The organism is Methanocorpusculum bavaricum DSM 4179, assembly GCF_000430905.1.
GTDB lineage: Archaea > Halobacteriota > Methanomicrobia > Methanomicrobiales > Methanocorpusculaceae > Methanocorpusculum > Methanocorpusculum parvum.
In genome coordinates, this window is record NZ_AUMX01000006.1 from 62835 (window position 1) to 78874 (window position 16040).

At 53.1% G+C, this 16040-nt stretch carries 18 protein-coding genes; 5 read left to right on the plus strand and 13 right to left on the minus strand.

Annotated elements, in window-relative coordinates:
- Window positions 1–44: 44 nt before the first annotated feature.
- Both H575_RS04215 and H575_RS04220 read left to right on the plus strand, forming a co-directional pair.
- Window positions 45–1145 (plus strand): AAA family ATPase, encoded by a 1101-nt coding sequence (locus H575_RS04215; RefSeq protein WP_042698656.1) that lies wholly within the window; start codon window positions 45–47, stop codon window positions 1143–1145.
- Window positions 1109–1831: a DUF4276 family protein gene (locus tag H575_RS04220; protein ID WP_143744984.1), complete on the plus strand. Its 723-nt coding sequence runs from the start codon at window positions 1109–1111 to the stop codon at window positions 1829–1831. The genes H575_RS04215 and H575_RS04220 overlap by 37 nt, the downstream gene beginning before the upstream one ends.
- Before the next feature lie 378 nt (window positions 1832–2209).
- Here H575_RS04220 and H575_RS04225 read toward each other — a convergent pair whose 3' ends face one another.
- Window positions 2210–3640, minus strand: coding sequence for a replication factor C large subunit (locus tag H575_RS04225; protein WP_042698410.1), 1431 nt, complete (start codon window positions 3638–3640; stop codon window positions 2210–2212).
- A gap of 89 nt (window positions 3641–3729) precedes the next feature.
- On the minus strand, window positions 3730–4488 hold the full coding sequence (locus H575_RS04230; RefSeq protein WP_042698412.1) for a TrmB family transcriptional regulator: 759 nt from the start codon (window positions 4486–4488) through the stop codon (window positions 3730–3732).
- Between the two features lie 168 nt (window positions 4489–4656).
- On the opposite strand from H575_RS04230, the gene H575_RS04235 reads away from it, so the two are divergent.
- The 3 genes from H575_RS04235 to H575_RS04245 all read left to right on the plus strand — a co-directional run bounded on the left by H575_RS04235 (window position 4657) and on the right by H575_RS04245 (window position 6778).
- The gene (locus H575_RS04235) at window positions 4657–5652 is read left to right on the plus strand and encodes a methanogenesis marker 2 protein (protein WP_042698415.1); all 996 of its coding nucleotides are present in this window, start codon (window positions 4657–4659) and stop codon (window positions 5650–5652) included.
- On the plus strand, window positions 5649–6404 hold the full coding sequence (mtxX, locus tag H575_RS04240; RefSeq protein WP_042698418.1) for a methanogenesis marker protein Mmp4/MtxX: 756 nt from the start codon (window positions 5649–5651) through the stop codon (window positions 6402–6404). Before H575_RS04235 ends, mtxX begins: the two co-directional genes overlap by 4 nt.
- A gap of 170 nt (window positions 6405–6574) precedes the next feature.
- Window positions 6575–6778, plus strand: coding sequence for a histone family protein (locus tag H575_RS04245; RefSeq protein WP_011832869.1), 204 nt, complete (start codon window positions 6575–6577; stop codon window positions 6776–6778).
- A gap of 124 nt (window positions 6779–6902) precedes the next feature.
- Here the strand turns inward: H575_RS04245 and hisB are convergent, their stop codons facing one another.
- The 11 genes from hisB to H575_RS04300 form a co-directional block, all read right to left on the minus strand.
- Window positions 6903–7484, minus strand: a complete 582-nt coding sequence (gene hisB / locus H575_RS04250; RefSeq protein ID WP_042698422.1) for an imidazoleglycerol-phosphate dehydratase HisB — start codon at window positions 7482–7484, stop codon at window positions 6903–6905.
- Window positions 7481–8191 (minus strand): 1-(5-phosphoribosyl)-5-[(5-phosphoribosylamino)methylideneamino]imidazole-4-carboxamide isomerase, encoded by a 711-nt coding sequence (gene hisA, locus H575_RS04255; protein ID WP_042698425.1) that lies wholly within the window; start codon window positions 8189–8191, stop codon window positions 7481–7483. The genes hisB and hisA overlap by 4 nt, the downstream gene beginning before the upstream one ends.
- 1 nt (window position 8192) lies before the next feature.
- The gene (hisG, locus tag H575_RS04260) at window positions 8193–9053 is read right to left on the minus strand and encodes an ATP phosphoribosyltransferase (RefSeq protein ID WP_042698428.1); all 861 of its coding nucleotides are present in this window, start codon (window positions 9051–9053) and stop codon (window positions 8193–8195) included.
- A gap of 4 nt (window positions 9054–9057) precedes the next feature.
- On the minus strand, window positions 9058–10275 hold the full coding sequence (locus H575_RS04265) for a methionine adenosyltransferase (protein ID WP_042698431.1): 1218 nt from the start codon (window positions 10273–10275) through the stop codon (window positions 9058–9060).
- Between the two features lie 129 nt (window positions 10276–10404).
- Window positions 10405–11211, minus strand: a complete 807-nt coding sequence (locus tag H575_RS04270) for a DNA integrity scanning protein DisA nucleotide-binding domain protein (RefSeq protein ID WP_042698434.1) — start codon at window positions 11209–11211, stop codon at window positions 10405–10407.
- On the minus strand, window positions 11211–12083 hold the full coding sequence (locus H575_RS04275) for a succinate--CoA ligase subunit alpha (protein ID WP_042698437.1): 873 nt from the start codon (window positions 12081–12083) through the stop codon (window positions 11211–11213). Before H575_RS04275 ends, H575_RS04270 begins: the two co-directional genes overlap by 1 nt.
- Entirely contained in the window at window positions 12080–13165 is a 1086-nt protein-coding gene (gene sucC / locus H575_RS04280) for an ADP-forming succinate--CoA ligase subunit beta (protein ID WP_042698440.1), read from the minus strand. Before sucC ends, H575_RS04275 begins: the two co-directional genes overlap by 4 nt.
- Window positions 13162–13695: a 2-oxoacid:acceptor oxidoreductase family protein gene (locus H575_RS04285; protein ID WP_042698443.1), complete on the minus strand. Its 534-nt coding sequence runs from the start codon at window positions 13693–13695 to the stop codon at window positions 13162–13164. The genes sucC and H575_RS04285 overlap by 4 nt, the downstream gene beginning before the upstream one ends.
- Window positions 13692–14486 carry a thiamine pyrophosphate-dependent enzyme gene (locus tag H575_RS04290; RefSeq protein WP_042698446.1) on the minus strand — a complete coding sequence of 265 codons (795 nt, stop codon included), beginning with the start codon at window positions 14484–14486 and terminating at the stop codon, window positions 13692–13694. The genes H575_RS04285 and H575_RS04290 overlap by 4 nt, the downstream gene beginning before the upstream one ends.
- The gene (locus tag H575_RS04295; protein ID WP_042698448.1) at window positions 14483–15616 is read right to left on the minus strand and encodes a 2-oxoacid:acceptor oxidoreductase subunit alpha; all 1134 of its coding nucleotides are present in this window, start codon (window positions 15614–15616) and stop codon (window positions 14483–14485) included. The genes H575_RS04290 and H575_RS04295 overlap by 4 nt, the downstream gene beginning before the upstream one ends.
- Window positions 15613–15885 (minus strand): 4Fe-4S dicluster domain-containing protein, encoded by a 273-nt coding sequence (locus tag H575_RS04300; protein WP_042698452.1) that lies wholly within the window; start codon window positions 15883–15885, stop codon window positions 15613–15615. The genes H575_RS04295 and H575_RS04300 overlap by 4 nt, the downstream gene beginning before the upstream one ends.
- Between the last annotated feature and the right edge of the window lie 155 nt (window positions 15886–16040).

The following is a 16040-nucleotide window of genomic DNA, read 5'->3' on the forward strand; positions in this document are numbered from 1 at the left end:
ATTTGAAGATACCCTTATCTCTCATGTGCGCAAAAGCTAAACATATGAGGCAGAAACAACCAGGCTCCCAGATCGACCGTATAACGATCCGCGGCTTTCGTTCGATTCGGTCCTGCGATCTCAAACTTCGCGATATCAACATCCTGATCGGAGCAAACGGCGCGGGAAAATCAAATTTTCTTTCGGTATTCTGCATGATGGAACAGATCTTCGCCAAACGCCTCCAGAACTATGTCACCTATAACGGCGGTCCCGACTCCCTGCTCTGGTTCGGCAGAAGGGAAACCGAAAAGATCAGTATCGGCATATACTTCGGGAACAACGGATACGGTTTCGATCTCAAACCCACCAAAGACAACCGGCTCATGTTCGAAGACGAATGGTTCTCATGGAACCTCCTCAATGAGAACCGTTCACTCGGCTCCGGTCACCTCGAATCACGCTACGACGCAGGAACCGGAACCTTCATCGACAAATACGTCCTGAAGCATGTTCATCAGTGGATCGTCTACCATTTCCACGACACCGGAGACAATGCAAAAGTCAAACAGATCCATGCGATCAATGACAACATGTGTCTCAGACCGGATGCGGGCAACCTTGCCGCCTATCTCTATCTGATGAAACTGACCGCCCCGAACAATTATCAGAGGATCAGAAAAGTGATCCAGCTCGCGGCCCCCTTCTTCGAGGACTTCATCCTCCGGCCCAAGCCCGAGAATCCGGAAATGATCGAACTCGAATGGTGTTCGACCCATGGGAACACACCGTTCAAAGCTGCCGACTTTTCTGACGGGACGCTCCGGTTCATCTGTCTGGCGACCCTGCTTCTCCAGCCGGTCGACAATATCCCGGAGACGGTTCTTCTTGAAGAGCCGGAACTTGGTCTCCACCCCTATGCCCTCTCTTTACTTGCGGCCCTGATCAAATCCGCCGGCATCGTCAAACAGATCATCGTCTCCACCCAGTCGGCTCTTCTCCTCAGCGAGTTCGAGCCTGAGGACATCATCGTTGTCGACTGGCAAAATGACGCCTCCACATTCCGCAGGCTCGAGGACGACGAGGAGCTGCAGAACTGGATCGCGCAGGATTATTCTCTGGGAGAACTTTGGGAAAAGAACATCTTTGGCGGGAGACCGCAGTAGGCATGATCAATCTGTTCATCTCCTGCGAAGGGTATACCGAAGAGGTTTTCATAAAACGGCTGATGGCAAAGGAACTGGCGTATCTGGGCGTGAATCTCATTCCGGTTATCGTAATGACCTCGAAGAGCAAATCAGGAGTGGTCCGCAGAGGAGGCTGCTCTTCGTACGATAAAATCAAACGGGATGTGCTGAATCTCTGCAGACGGCCGGGTTCATATGTCACGACGATGTATGATTTCTATAAGTTTCCGGCGATCCCGGGATTCACGGTATCCTATGATCTGGCGTCCCCTCTCGAGCGGGTGACCGAGATGGAAGCGGCGTTTTCCGAGGACATCGACCGGGAGAATTTTCATGCGAACATCCAGCTGCATGAGTTCGAGACCCTGCTGTTTTCCGATCCGTCGGCTTTTTCTGTCTGCGGGATGAGTAAAAAACAGGTGAAGAAACTCGCCGATGTCCGCAGGGATTTTCTTCCCGAAGAGATCGACGGCGGGGAGATGACCGCGCCTTCCAAACGGATCCTGCGGGTGAACCCGGGATATCAGAAACCGACCGACGGCCTCACGGTCGCACGGGAGATAGGTCTCGATACGATGTGCAGGGAGTGCCCGCATTTTGGGAAATGGGTTTCATGGATCAAAACACTTCCAAAAACGGCAAAACAAACATCGAATGGGAGGTAATTCCTTATGGAAAAAGTTGATTATAATAGGACTTACGCGGTTTTATTCTCAATTCAATTCGGGAAGGGTATTCCTGGGTGTGGAAACCTGAATTTATTTAACCGCTTATTCGCGGTTGTTTTTCCTCTTGTGTCCACATCCAGAAATACCCTTCCCGAATTGAATTGAGAATAACAACGCGTAAGTCCTATAGAATACATCACCAATATTCCATACATTTATCTAATTATGGGGTGCGGGAGTCGCCCTCCTGCACCCCTTAATCAGAAAAAAAAGGAAAGAGATGTGGGTGAAATATATTTGCCAACTGTCAAATTCAGGTGTCACACCGTCTGCTGCCCGACCAAGCAAAAAAAAGATTTTCGGGAAAAAAGCAGGTTAGAAAAAGTCCAGCGTCGCCTGCTTTGGGGCGAGCTTTTTTTCTTCCGGAGGTTCTTCGAGCGGCAGTTCTTCTGCAGCCGGCGGCGTTTCCGGGACGGGGGGTTCCTGCATTCGAAGTGCCTCCAGCTGCTCCTCGAGTTTTCGCATCTCCGCCCTCTTTGAAGCCGCCATTTTTTTGACCTTTGTGTCCCGTTCTTTTGCGGCCTGCTGGACCGTCTTTACCGCGGCGGCAGCGGCGGCCTTGTCATGCAGAACGATCCCCATCTGGTCGACGTCGAGGTTGTGGCGTTCACAGAATGCTGCAGGATCCTTTTCGGCAAACCGGGAAAGCAGATCCAGATACTGACTCTGGATCTGACTCTCCGGAATACTGTATCCTTCCGCAAGCGACGCCGCGAGTGTTCGTCTGACCGCTTTTTGTTTCTTTGCGGTACTCATCCGTTTCCAGCGGGAAGGCGGCATGATCCGGGTCCGAAAGCCCGCGCCGGCGTTTTCCGAAGCGACTCCGAGTGTCATCATCGACGTGGCATACCGCCAGAGGGTGAAATACTGGCGCCGCATCGTTCTTCCCAGATACACATCGGCCCGCGAGATCCTGCCGTATGCCCGGATCCGCCGTTTGGGGTCATGCATCAGCGGGATCGACTCCTCGATCCACTGCATGACAGAGTCGGGTTTTTCGTCGCATTCGAAGGAAAGTTTCTGCAGTTCGCGGTCCGGTGCCCCGGCAAAAACGCCGCCGACTAAATCAAAGATCGTTGCCCGTTCATCCTTTTGGGCAGTATTGATATCTCCTGCGGAGATGCTCGTCTTCCCGGTCGAGGAGCCAAACAGCATGTTTACGGCAGTACGCATATCCCCTGCCGAACTTTCCGCGATCGCTGAAAGTGCGTCTTCCCCGCAGGCGATCTCTTCGAAGCGGCAGATCTCCTTCATCCGTTTCTGCAGCGTAGAGACACCGATCGCCCTGAAAGGGACCGGATCGCAGAGTCTGCGGATCGAATCGGAAACCCCGTATGCGTCGTTTGCGATCAGAACGATCGGCTGTTTTGCTTCTTTGAGAATATCTGCGATCGCCCGGGCACCTCCCCGGTCCGCATTTCCCTCGAGGTTATCCACCTCGTCGATGATGATCAGTTTTCGTCCGGCGCCAAACAGACTGGTCGTTGTTGACGAGTTTCCGGCGACACGCTCGATGATCGCTTTCGTGCGGGCATCCGAGGCGTTCAATTCAAGAACTTCCCAGTCCATATCGCGGGCAAGAGCAAGGGCTGCTGAGGTTTTTCCAATACCCGGTTTCCCCGTAAAAAGCAGCGGGCGTGAGTCCGGCGTCCAGGTCTTGGCCCAGTCAACTATCTGTCTGACCGCGGATCCATTGCCTAAAATATCGGCAAGATGCATCGGGCGGTACTTCTCTGCCCAGTCCATGTTCGTTACTGTAGATATGGGTCGTCTGAAGATAATAACGGTTGGGAAAAGCCCGGGATCGGCAGGACGGCAGATCCTGGAAAAATATTTCAGGGGCTGATCATCATCGTGTTTTTCAAAACGACACGGGTGATGAACTCGGCGTAGATGCTGTTTTTCGTGAAAGCCGCTTCTTCTTTGCCTTCCCGTTCATATACCGAAAGCACCTCCTTTCTGTCTGCATAGATGACCTCCTTTACAGGCATCGAAAGTTTTCTCAAAAGCGGCGGCGAAAATAGGGAATCTTTTGTATCTTCATCCGCGAAATAACACTGAAAAGGAATGCTGTTCGCGGTTTTTCTGCTGCTGACGATACAGCTGACGCGGATGCGTTTTTCTGCCCGGGCAATATCTTCAGCATACAGCTGATAAAAAACAGGATCATCGGAGATGATGAGAAGTTCGTTTTTTGCTGTCCTCAGAAGATAACGGATGTGATTTTCCACACCCCACCCGGTCCTGATGTTATAGGTCTGGCCGGGCTGATCTGGGCAGGCAAGGGCAGCATAGGTCTCAAGAGCCATACCCAGCATGTCATACCTGATGACTGCCTCTTTTTTCAGCCGTTCCATGGTGTATGGAATATCAGCAGTCCGGTAACGGACCGGAGACCGTCTGTTTGAAATGATAAAACCCTTTTTTTCCAGAGAACCCAATGTTTCATACACGCGTCCACGGGGAATCAGTGTGGTCTCGTGGAGTTCTCTGGGGCTTGCAGAGTGGATGCAGGCGAGTATGAGATATATTTTTGCCTCATACTCGCTCAGCCCGATCCCTTTCAGCTGGGCTATCATATTATCTTCAAACATATACCCACATTAACAAGGTATATTTACCATACGTAACGATATAATTTATCCTGCCCTGTACCTGTTAAAACACAGATATTATCATTACAGAAGGGGAATAAATAGACAAGACACAGACTGGGGGCAGCATACCCAGTTTCTTCAATTTCAAGAGGTGATTCAACCATTATGTCTGCAGACACATATACTCCCGAATCCGTTTCAAACGCCGTCAGACAGTATGACGGAGTACGACGCAAAAAAGCAATAGGAAATCTCGTAAAAACCCTCCACATCGACAACATCGATGTCGTTGCTTCCTACGGTGAAGATGCGGCGGTGATACAGAACGGTCGTTCGGCTCTTCTTCTGGCTGCAGACGGAATTTGGAATCAGCTGATGGATCTTGATCCCTACTGGGCGGGATACTGCTCGATCCTGGTCAATATCCATGATATAGCAGCTATGGGCGGCCGGCCTATCGCGATGGTTGATGTTCTCTCTGCAAAAGATGATGAACTCATGGACAAGGTCACACGGGGCATGTGCGATGCGGCAAAAGCGTTTGATGTACCGGTGGTAGGCGGCCATCTCCATCCCGACGCCCCGCACAATGTCATCGACGTTTCGATCCTCGGGATCGCCGAGCTGGATAGTGTGATCTACAGTACGACTGCAGAACCGGGCGATGCGATCATCGTCGCGATCGATCTGAACGGCAGGATCCATCCGAATGCGGGGATGAACTGGGACTCGGTCACGATGAAGGATCCTAAACTCCTCAGGTCCCAGATCGCGGTGATGAAAACGCTCGGCGAACGTCATCTGCTGACGGCAGGAAAGGATATCTCGAATCCGGGCATCATCGGAACGCTCGGCATGCTTCTTGAGTCCAGCGGTGTCGGGGGTCTGATCGATCTTGATGCGATCCCCCGGCCGGATCTGCAGAAGCTCGGTATCGGATTTGAGCAGTGGGTCCGTATGTATCCCGGAATGGGGTTTGTTGTAACGGCAAACCAGAGTTCCGTCGAGCAGGTCTGTCAGCTGTTTAGAAAAGTCGGTATGGCCGCCCAAGTCATCGGAACGGTGACCAACACCCGCAAACTGGTTCTGCAGAAAGGAGCCGAGCAGACCACGCTCTTCAACTTCTGTGTTGAGGGCATAACCAATATTACAACTGTATGATAACGCTTGGGATAGGCTGCGGAGCTGACGCCGGAAAGGTTTTGGCTAGTGCAGAAAAGGCAGCATCAGAGGATGTCCGTGTCCTCTGTTATAGTTATCTTCCGCAGAACGAATCGGCTTATGTCGGTTCGATCTTTTCGGATCGTCCGCACGCAGCGCTGATCGATGATCTGTGCGCAGGAAAGATCGACGGCGCCGTTCGCGGCACTCTCCCGGCAAATGAGACCCTAAGATATCTGAAGACCGCATACGGGGTCCCCCGTCTGGAACGGATAGCCTTGCTGGAAACGGTACATGGCGACCGGTTTTTCCTCGCACCGGTCGGTGTTGATGAGGGGTGGAGTGTGGAAGAGAAGGCGGATCTGGTGGTCCGGGGAAGAAAACTTGCACAAAGGTTCGGCATGTCTGATAATACCGCTGTCCTTTCCGGCGGGAGAACAGGCGACATCGGCAGACACCCGGTCGTTGACAGATCGATCCGGGATGCGATCCAGGTTGCGGAACAGACCGGCGCCGTGCACTGTGAGATTTTGATCGAGGATGCCGTGAAAGAGTTTGGGGTCATCATTGCCCCGGACGGCATATCCGGGAACCTGATTTTTCGCACACTCACGTTTCTTGGAGCCGGAATCGGGCATGGTGCGCCGGTTACGAATATTCCCGGCGTTTTTGTCGATAGTTCGCGCGCCTCGTCCGGATACGTCCCTGCCCTGAATCTGGCAGCGGCCCTGGCAAAAAATAATACCCGATAATCCTGACCCGATTGATGATCCAGGTTAAAATTGAGACCTGATCGCAAATCCGGGCATAATCGTTAAGCAGAATCTAAAATAACCTTGAAAAACCTTCTGTATGATAAAAATGGCCAATACTGGCATAGTTTTATATATTATTTTGAACCATTTTTTGTTTGAGAATAATTATGGCAGACTTACCAAAAGCAGCAGTCGTCAGACTTGCAAAGAAAGCCGGCGCAGTTCGCGTGGGCGAAGATGCAGCAGATGCATTAGTAGCAAAAGCAGAAGCCTACATTGAAGCTATCGCAAAGCAGGCATTCGAACTTGCCCAGCACGCCGGCAGAAAGACCATTAAGGCAGAGGACATCGACCTCGCCACAAAAGAATAACCAGATTTTGTGTGGTGTGCGGGTCTAAGATTCCCGTGCATAAAACAAGCCCAGGCTTGATTATTTTACACGGGCGGTTTCCTTTGAAGCCCCCCGATTTTCTCTTAAGAGAGTATTAAAAAAGTCAGAGGGTTCCTTTTGTACTTGGAACCGCGGTCTCGCCGGGACGAACTGACAGAGCTTTCCCGAGAGCTATGCCAAAAGCCTTAAAGATCGCCTCGCATTTGTGGTGATCGTTCACGCCTGAGAAGATCACATGGGCAGTGATTCCTGCATTGGTACAGAAACTATAGAAGAAGTGTTCGAACAGATCGTTTGGAATACTTCCTGTCGAGATGCCGGTGAAGGAACCATCCATGACAAGATATCCTCTGCCGGAGATATCCAGTGCCGCAGTAGCGCGTGATTCGTCCATGGGGACGATCGCGTGGGCAAACCGCCGTATGCCGCGTCCTTCGCCGACAGATTCTTTGACGGCCGTTCCAAGAACGATCCCGATATCCTCGATCGTGTGATGACAGTCGACCTCAAGATCGCCTTTTGCCTCAACGGTCAGCGAAAAGCCGCCGTGGCGGGCAAAGGCGTTCAGCATGTGGTCCATAAATCCGATACCGGTCGACATAACGACGGTTCCGGGCGTATCCGGGTCGAAAACGACCCTCACGGCGGTCTCTTTTGTCTCTCTGCTTTTCTCAACTGATCTCATAATGCTGCCTCCAGCGCCTCTTTCAAGGTGATCTTTCCGCTGTACAGGGCTGAACCAAGAACACAGCCGGATGCTCCCAGCTCTTTGAGAGAGCGAACGTCCTGTGATGATGACACCCCGCCGGCGATGACGACTGGAATGCTGACGGCATCCAGAAGTTTTTGGACGGGGGCACGGTCGATTCCGGCCTGTTTCCCCTCCACATCCACATTGGTGTAGAGAAGAGAGCCTGCACCCAGTTCCTCGAACTTTTCTGCCCAGCCGATAAAGTCGCCTGCCAGTTCCTGCCATCCGGAAACGGCGATCTCACCGTTTCTTGCGTCCACGCCTGCCATAATGCGCTCACTGCCGAACTCCTGACTTAGCGTCCTGATAACGGCAGGGTCCTGAGTGGCGAATGTGCTGAGAATGATCCGGGAGACTCCGCAGTTCAGCCAGCCGCGGGCATCTTCAAGACTGCGGATGCCTCCGCCGACCTGAACGAAGACGTCGGTCATCTCGACCACCTCGCGGATCATCGCGGCATTCGTGCTGCTCGCCGCAAATGCCCCGTCCAGATTGACGACATGAAGATTTGCCGCGCCTTCAGCGATCCAGCGGCGGGCATTGTCGATAGGTGATCCGTAGACTGTTGCCGTCAGCCGGTCTCCGCCGACAAGCTGCACACAGTTCCCGGAGAGTATATCGACCGCCGGGAAAACTTCCATCTTATCTCACCATCCGGGTGATGTCCAGAACAAGGATATCCCTCGCTCCGGCGCGTTTCAGCAGATTGATCAGCTGATACACTTTGTTGGTAGAAACGACGGCGTGAAGAGCCACGGAATCGGAGCCGGCGATATCCATAATGGTCGGACCCCCAAGCCCGGGGATCAGCGATTTGATCTCCTCAAGTTTTTCGCGTTTGACATTCAGCATCAGATAACACTGACCTTTTGCCGCGATCACGCTCTCGAAGGCAAGAAGGATCTCTTCGATCTTTTCATGCTTTTCTGTGAGCGAAGTTTTGTTCGCGATCACGTTGGTCGTGCTTGCAAGAATCTCTTCGACGATCCGGAGTTTGTTGACTTCAAGGGTCGTTCCAGACGAGGTCAGATCGGCGATGGCGTCGGCGATGCCGAGGTGGGGTGCCGCTTCGCATGCCCCGGAAACCTCGATGATATTCACATCGATGGATCTTTCGGCAAAGTAATCTTTGCAGATATTTGGAAATTCGGTTGCAATCCTGATCCCGTTCATCTTTTCGACCGAGGTGATCGGGGATTCCTGAGGTACAGCGATCACGAGTTTGGCCGAGCCGAAGTTCAGGTCCAGAAGGCAGGCGACGTCTGCACGGCGTTCCGCGACCATATCCAGCCCGGTGATGCCGATATCGGCAACACCTTTAGCCACGTATTCGGGGATATCGATCGGCCTGACGAACAGGACCTCGATCTCCGGATCTATGGTCTTTGCGATAAGCTGGCGTGAACCGGTCATGTTGATATGGATGCCTGCTTTATCCATCAGATCATTGATCGGCTCTGCTATACGGCCCTTATTTGGAATCGCCAGACGTATTTTTGCCATAATTTCAGAAGGTCTTTAATTTTCCGTCGATGACGAGTCTGGTGATATCAGTGATGTTCTCCAGACGCTTGTTGACGATCTCTTCAACTTCGGGTGCGAAGTCCTTGAATGTGTATCCGCGTTTGGTTATGCACTGAACGCTTGCGATGTGCGGGTAGTCGATCGGGTGACCGATCTGGGAGAGAAGTCTGACGTACATCTCTTCGATACCATCGACTTTCTGGCATGCTTCCTTTGCGATTTCCGTGGAAAGCAGGTTGTAGATCTTGCCGATATGGTTGATCGGGTTTTTACCGGAGGTGGCTTCCATGGACATAGGTCTGTTCGGCGTGATAAGCCCGTTGCAGCGGTTTCCGCGTCCGACGGATCCGTCGTCGCCCATCTCAGCAGAAGTGCCGTTCACGGTCAGGAAGACCGAGGTCGTCTTTTTGCGGATGATATCTGCGGTGTTGATCTCAACTTTGACTTTTCTGTCGGTGTACTGTCTCGCGACCTGAGTGAAGGACTCCGCCATCTTCTCTTTCATCTCGACATACTCGTCGATCCCGGAACAATACCGGTCGACCATAGCGGAAGCTACGGTAATGGTGATCGTGTTGATATCTCTGAGTCCCATGAGTTTGAGATCGTAGCCGACCATCGGGTTTTTCGGGCGGAATTCATTGGCGATGTATTCGTCAAGGCCGAGGATGATCTGCTCGACCTGAGAGAAGGGTGCATGACCAACACCAAAAGAGGTGTCGTTTGCACGCGGAACTGCTGTGTGGCCTTTCTTTGTGTGGAACACATCACGCAGATCGGTGGAACCGGTTCCCATACGGCAGTCGACGATGACATCCGTCTCCATATTGAACGTGGGGATAGTCTGTCTCAGATAAGCGCGCGCCGCTTCTACAGCGATGGCGTCGGTTGCGAATACTTTGTCGCCGAACTGACGGGTAGCTCTTCCTGTAAGGAGGAAGTAGATCGGTTTGATGATTTTGCCGCCGCCAAACTGCGGTCTGGACTCGCCTGCGACGACTTCTCCCTGATCGGTGTTGTGGTGAAGGACAGCACCATCGCACTCTTCCATATATTCTCTGCAAAGTGCCCGGGAAATCGCTTCGGCAACCCCGTCAGCAATACTGTCGGGGTGACCGATGCATTTGCGTTCGACGAGTTCGACTTTCTGCTTTTCCATTGGAGTCTGAGAAAGATGGGTGATACTGATATTTCTCTTCATTTTTGAATCACTTCAGAATAATCTGATGTTTGAATATAAAAAAGATTGTATTGCAAATCAGAAAATTTTGCATCATTGCGGATCGACGGGAAATAAACGATCTTTGCAGACTAAAACGATCCCGCCGTTTTACAGAACCAGTCTGACGTCTGTCCGGATCTGGGCAACGGACTTTCCGCCGACGAAAACACGGATGACGCCGCCTGACTCGGAGACAACGATGCCGACTGCATGTACTACTTTGGTGATCGCCGCGGTGGCAAGATGTCGGCCGCCAAGTCCGCTTTGCAGGTTCGCATCCCGGCTGTCTGCATCGAGGTATCGGCCGGAGGCGGCGATGATCCCTTCTTTATCGATGATGAACACGCCGTCGAGCTGGGCAAACTCCTTGACGCTTTCCCAGTTTTCCCTGATCTTTATATCACGGACCTCTTTTGGATGGCCTTCATACGGGTTCAGGACACCCTGATGGGACCAGCGTTTCAGCTCATCGATGTCTCCCACGATGAACGCAGTGCCCACCGATCTGCCTTCACGTCCGTCATGGGCGAGTTCAAGCGCGAGCATCAGAACGGCATGCAAAGCTTCCGGTTCGACGATGTGGGCATAGTCCCCTACAGAGAAGGAGTTCTCCTGGCTCCCCACATCATAGATGAGCAGGGCATACGGGAACGCGGCGACAACGGTCCCGCAGTCCGCTTTGGTCAGGATCTTATACTGGAGGACAGCGTCGACGATCTGATTGGAACAGTAATCCACGAGTGCCAGCATACTGTGATCACGCAGGATCTCCGGCTGGATATCAACCACATGAACGGTCGGCGTATCAATCACGATATCATCCTCTTTCGGGAGAAATGAGATTACGGCAAGTGCGTTCACCGTTTTTGCCAGATTGTCCGCGGCTAATAGAAGATTTCTGTTCTTATCATTCATCACATACTCCTGATGAGCGCCGGGATCTCTGACGGACGTGTTGCAACCGGGATGTCGAGTCCCCGCAGACGTTCGATCTTGGACGCGGCATCTCCTTCTCCTCCTTCGACGATCGCGCCGGCATGCCCCATACGTTTCTCTTTCGGGGCGGAAACCCCGGCGATATACGAAACGATCGGCATGCCGAGATCCAGCGCACGGCGTGCGCCGTCGATCTCCAGACTGCCGCCAACTTCGCCGATCAGAACAATGGTCTTTGTCCGCCCGTCCGCATGGAACTCATCCACAACTTCGGAGAAAGTCTGACCTATGACGGCGTCTCCGCCTATTCCTATGATCCCGGACTGACCGAGACCGGCAGATGTGAGTTCGGCAATGACCTGGTATGTCAGGGTGCCGCTGCGCGAGACGACACCTACATCTCCTTTCATACAGAGATTTGCCGGAATGATACCCAGTTTGCATTCGTCTGGTACAAGCATGCCTGGACAGTTGGGGCCGATGACCCGTGATCCGCGGGAACCGGCATAGGCCACTGCCCGCATGATGTCATGAACCGGAACATGTTCCGTGATCGTGACGATGGTGGGGATGCGTGCATCGGCGGCCTCCATGATGGCGTCGCCGCATCCGCCGGCCGGAACGAAGATGACCGAAGCTCCGATTTCATGTTCCTCTGCTGCGTCCATAACCGAGTTGTAGATCGGGACGCCGAAGACCTCCTGACCGGCTTTTCCCGGCGTCATGCCGGCAACAACCCCGGTGCCGCCCACCTGTTTTGCATAGGCGTTCATCAGATTGATGTGGAATTTTCCCTGAGAACCGGTCGCTCCCTGCACAAGGATGCCCGTGTTTTTTCCTGCATAGATCATTGTACTGCCTCCACTGCCTGGCGAATCGCCGCGTCCATCGTGTCGGACATGACGTATCCGCACTCCTGAAGAAGTCTGCGGCCTTCTTCTTCATTTGTACCGGCGATCCGAACGATCACCGGCTGCGGGACGCCTGCCTCGATGATTCCTTTGGCGACCTCGTCACAGCGGGTGATCCCGCCGAGAAGATTGACCACGATCACTTTTACGCCCGGCATGGATGCAACCAGTCTGACCGCATACATGACCCGGTCCGAAGCCGCTCCACCGCCGACATCCAGGAAGTTCGCGGCTTTGCCGTGATAATGCGAGATGATATCGAGGGTCGCCATGGTAAGTCCGGCCCCATTTCCGATCACGCCGATGTCTCCATCCAGCTCGACATAAGAAAAACCGTGTTTTTCGGCCTCTGCCTCGCGGGGAGTAAGGTCCCTGTTCTCGGAGATGCCCTGACGGGTCAGAGAGTTATCATCCAGAATGATCTTGCCGTCTGCTGCGAGAATGCCTTTTTGCGTCATCACCAGGGGATTGATCTCTGCAAGAACGGCATCCTTGGACAGGAAAACGGCAAAAAGATCACGAACGATCTTACCTATTTCTTTTGGGGCGTTACCTATCACATTTCGGACGATGAAATCCGGAAGGGTGACAAATGACGGATCCACATACACGCGGCGGAGTGCCTCGGGTCGTTCTTTTGCGAGAGTCTCGATCTCGACCCCTCCTTCGCTGGAAAAGAGGATCAGCGGCATCTTTTTTGCACGGTCGATGGTGATGCTCAGATAATATTCATGCGAGATCTCGAGCGCCTCTTCGACCAGGATCTTTTCGACGGAAAGTCCCTTGATCGTCTTGCCGAACAGATCGCGGGCGACCTCGGAGATGTTCTCCGCTGTTGCCGGAAGGATGCCGCCGGCTTTCCCTCTGCCGCCGACATCGACCTGAGCTTTGAGGACGACCTTTTCCGCGACTTTTTCCAGAGCCGGTTTTGCCTCTTCGGCGGAGTTGATCAGAACGCTTTTTGGCACCGGGATACCTGATTCCCGGAAGATCTGTTTTGCTTCATATTCACGGAATTTCATTGCTGACTCCTGACAAGTTCCTGCCCGATCGCAAGTGCCCGTTTGTTATTCTCTTCTGTGCCTTTGGGGACACTGTCCAAAACCGCGTGTTCAAGCGCATCGTAGGACACGATCCCGGTTGCTTCGAGGATCCCGCCGAGCATGATAACGTTGGCAAACACGGTTTTTCCAAGCTGGGATTTTGCTTCTGCGGTTGCAGGCACCTCATAATATCTGCATGCCGGCCGGCTCGTCACATAGCCCGGATCGAGAAGCATCACGGCATCATTTTTCACATGTGAGCCGTATTTATTGTATGCCTCCTGGGACATAATGGCATACACATCCGGATCCGTTACCTTGGGATAATGGATCGGGTCATCCGAGATGATCACTGCGGAGGCAGAGGCGCCGCCGCGTGCCTCGGGACCGTAACTCTGGGTCTGGACAACATGCTTATTCCCATACAGGGCGGCCGCTCTTCCGAGGATGACCGCCGCCGTGATGATCCCCTGCCCGCCAAGACCGGAGAACCTTATCTCGGATTTCATTTCGCCGCCTCCACGCCGAGCGGGGGATTGTTCCTGCGGACAAACTGACCGACAACGAACTTTTCCGGAGAAAGCTGAATCCCTTTGGCCGCATCGCGGTCTGCTTTGACCTTCAGGACAGCATTTTCTCTGAACATGTCGATCATCTGAGTCACCTGACGCATCTTGTTTTTACTGCCGAACGAAGTCGGACACTGGGTCATGACCTCGATGAACGAAAGACCCGGGGTCTCGAGTCCGGTTCTTATCGCCTCGGTCAGCTCTTTTACATGGAAAGAGGTCCAGCGTGCAACATAGTTTGCTCCTGCGGCCTCTGCTAACCTGCAGAGATCGAATGCCTGCTCCTGCATACCGTACGGGGTCGTTGTGCTGATAGCGCCATACGGAGTGCAGGGACTTCCCTGACCGCCGGTCATGCCGTAGATGTTGTTGTTCATACAGATCACGGTTATATCGATATTTCTCCTGCATGCATGGATGAAGTGGTTCCCGCCGATCGCTGAACAGTCCCCGTCCCCGGTAAAGATGATCACATGCTGGCGCGGTTTTACGAGTTTCAGACCGGTCGCAAAGGCGAGGGCCCGGCCGTGGGTCGTATGCAGCGAATCGGATGAGGTGTATCCCGCAGCACGGGAAGAACAGCCGATACCGGAGATGAACGTCGTCTCCTCCTGTTTGTAGTCCAGCTCTTCAACTGCTCTCAGCGTGCAGTTGATGACCGTTCCGTTGCCGCATCCCGCGCAGTAGATGTGGGGGAGTCTGTCCTGCCGATACCAGTCTTCCAGATTCATAAGCACACCTCGGTCACCGGTTTTTTCACGGTTTTTGCGATCTCCGCTGCTTTAAGCAGTTCGGCCGGCGTATGGAGGGCTCCTCCGAGTTTCGGCACGACAACGATCGGAATGTTGGTGTGCTGGCGTACCTCTTTTGCGATCTGCCCAAGATTCATCTCGGGGATGATGAACGCTTTGGCGTTTTTGAATGCAAGCAGGGATTCATCGGGGAACGGCCAGACGATACGCAGATTCAGATGGCCGTAGGTATCGGGAACATCGTGGAGGAGCTGACGGACCGTACGGGTCGGAGCTCCGTACGAGATGAAGACCAGCTCTGCGTCCGGGTTGACGATGTCGACATCGGCGATCTCGTTTCTGAAGTCCTCGATCTTTCGGACCTGACGGCGAACCAGTTTCTCGTGGATCTCCGCAGAATCGGTCGCAGGATATCCTTTTTCATTATGGGTCAGTCCCGTGATGTGGACGTTGTGACCCATACCGAAGGTAGCAAACCCGGGGACCCCGTTCTCGTCCGGGGCGCAGGGAAGTTCTCCCTCTTTGAGCTCGCGGCGGGGAATGATCTCCACATTGCTGTGCAAAGTAATCTTTTCTCGCATATGTCCTATGGTTTCATCCGTCATCAGGAACACCGGTGTTCTGAACCGGTCGGCAAGATTGAATGCTTTGACCGTCAGATCATACATTTCCTGAACGGAAGACGGAGAAAGTGCGATCACGCTGTAATCCCCGTGCGAGCCGTATCTGCACTGAAGCATATCGCCCTGGGCAGCCATCGTCGGCTGGCCGGTGGAAGGCCCTCCGCGCTGAACATTCGCGATCACGATCGGGGTTTCAGTGAAGGCGGCATAGCCGATATTTTCCATCATCAGGGAAAAGCCGGGTCCAGACGTCGCGGTCATCGTCCGGGCGCCGGCCCAGGAACCCCCGATGATCGCGGCGACGCTTGCAATTTCATCCTCCATCTGGACGAAGGTCCCGCCGATCTTTGGCAGACGAACTGCCATCCGCTCGGCGACTTCTGTTGAGGGGGTGATAGGATAGCCGGCGAAAAATCTGCATCCGGCAGCCAAAGCTCCTTCTGCGCAGGCAACATTGCCATTCAGGAAATCAGTTTTGTCCGTCAATATTCAATCACCACTTTCTGAGGCTCGAAGGGTTTTTCATCAATCCAGGATATTGCCTGGTCCGGACATATCATCTGACACATCCCGCAGAGTTGGCGACCATAGAGCTTCTGCAGACGGCAGTTTGTACATCTCTCAGGATGGTCCAAAACCGGGATGATGTAGCCGCGTGAACCTGGTCTCTTTCCTTCCTGGAAAATTCCGTAAGGACAGACTTTCGTACACATATTGCAGCCTTTACACCGGCGTTCATTGATAACGAGCTTCATTATTAATACTATTAATATTATGAGTCTTTAACAGGCTAAAAGTTCTTCCGTTGAGTATGCCGGAGGCATCTCCTTCTGCAGACATCTGCGTGAAAAAACCTCCAGCCCCCCTCTGTATAGAGAATGATATGGGGTCCTATGGGAATCCTTATCCA

Excerpts from the sequence above, each read along its gene's own strand:
- H575_RS04215 (WP_042698656.1), top strand. The coding sequence starts at position 45 with ATGAGGCAGAAACAACCAGGCTCCCAGATCGACCGTATAACGATCCGC.
- H575_RS04225 (WP_042698410.1), bottom strand. The coding sequence starts at position 3,640 with ATGGACTGGGCAGAGAAGTACCGCCCGATGCATCTTGCCGATATTTTA.
- H575_RS04230 (WP_042698412.1), bottom strand. The coding sequence starts at position 4,488 with ATGTTTGAAGATAATATGATAGCCCAGCTGAAAGGGATCGGGCTGAGC.
- H575_RS04235 (WP_042698415.1), top strand. The coding sequence starts at position 4,657 with ATGTCTGCAGACACATATACTCCCGAATCCGTTTCAAACGCCGTCAGA.
- mtxX (WP_042698418.1), top strand. The coding sequence starts at position 5,649 with ATGATAACGCTTGGGATAGGCTGCGGAGCTGACGCCGGAAAGGTTTTG.
- H575_RS04245 (WP_011832869.1), top strand. The coding sequence starts at position 6,575 with ATGGCAGACTTACCAAAAGCAGCAGTCGTCAGACTTGCAAAGAAAGCC.
- hisB (WP_042698422.1), bottom strand. The coding sequence starts at position 7,484 with ATGAGATCAGTTGAGAAAAGCAGAGAGACAAAAGAGACCGCCGTGAGG.
- hisA (WP_042698425.1), bottom strand. The coding sequence starts at position 8,191 with ATGGAAGTTTTCCCGGCGGTCGATATACTCTCCGGGAACTGTGTGCAG.
- hisG (WP_042698428.1), bottom strand. The coding sequence starts at position 9,053 with ATGGCAAAAATACGTCTGGCGATTCCAAATAAGGGCCGTATAGCAGAG.
- H575_RS04265 (WP_042698431.1), bottom strand. The coding sequence starts at position 10,275 with ATGAAGAGAAATATCAGTATCACCCATCTTTCTCAGACTCCAATGGAA.
- H575_RS04270 (WP_042698434.1), bottom strand. The coding sequence starts at position 11,211 with ATGAATGATAAGAACAGAAATCTTCTATTAGCCGCGGACAATCTGGCA.
- H575_RS04275 (WP_042698437.1), bottom strand. The coding sequence starts at position 12,083 with ATGATCTATGCAGGAAAAAACACGGGCATCCTTGTGCAGGGAGCGACC.
- sucC (WP_042698440.1), bottom strand. The coding sequence starts at position 13,165 with ATGAAATTCCGTGAATATGAAGCAAAACAGATCTTCCGGGAATCAGGT.
- H575_RS04285 (WP_042698443.1), bottom strand. The coding sequence starts at position 13,695 with ATGAAATCCGAGATAAGGTTCTCCGGTCTTGGCGGGCAGGGGATCATC.
- H575_RS04290 (WP_042698446.1), bottom strand. The coding sequence starts at position 14,486 with ATGAATCTGGAAGACTGGTATCGGCAGGACAGACTCCCCCACATCTAC.
- H575_RS04300 (WP_042698452.1), bottom strand. The coding sequence starts at position 15,885 with ATGAAGCTCGTTATCAATGAACGCCGGTGTAAAGGCTGCAATATGTGT.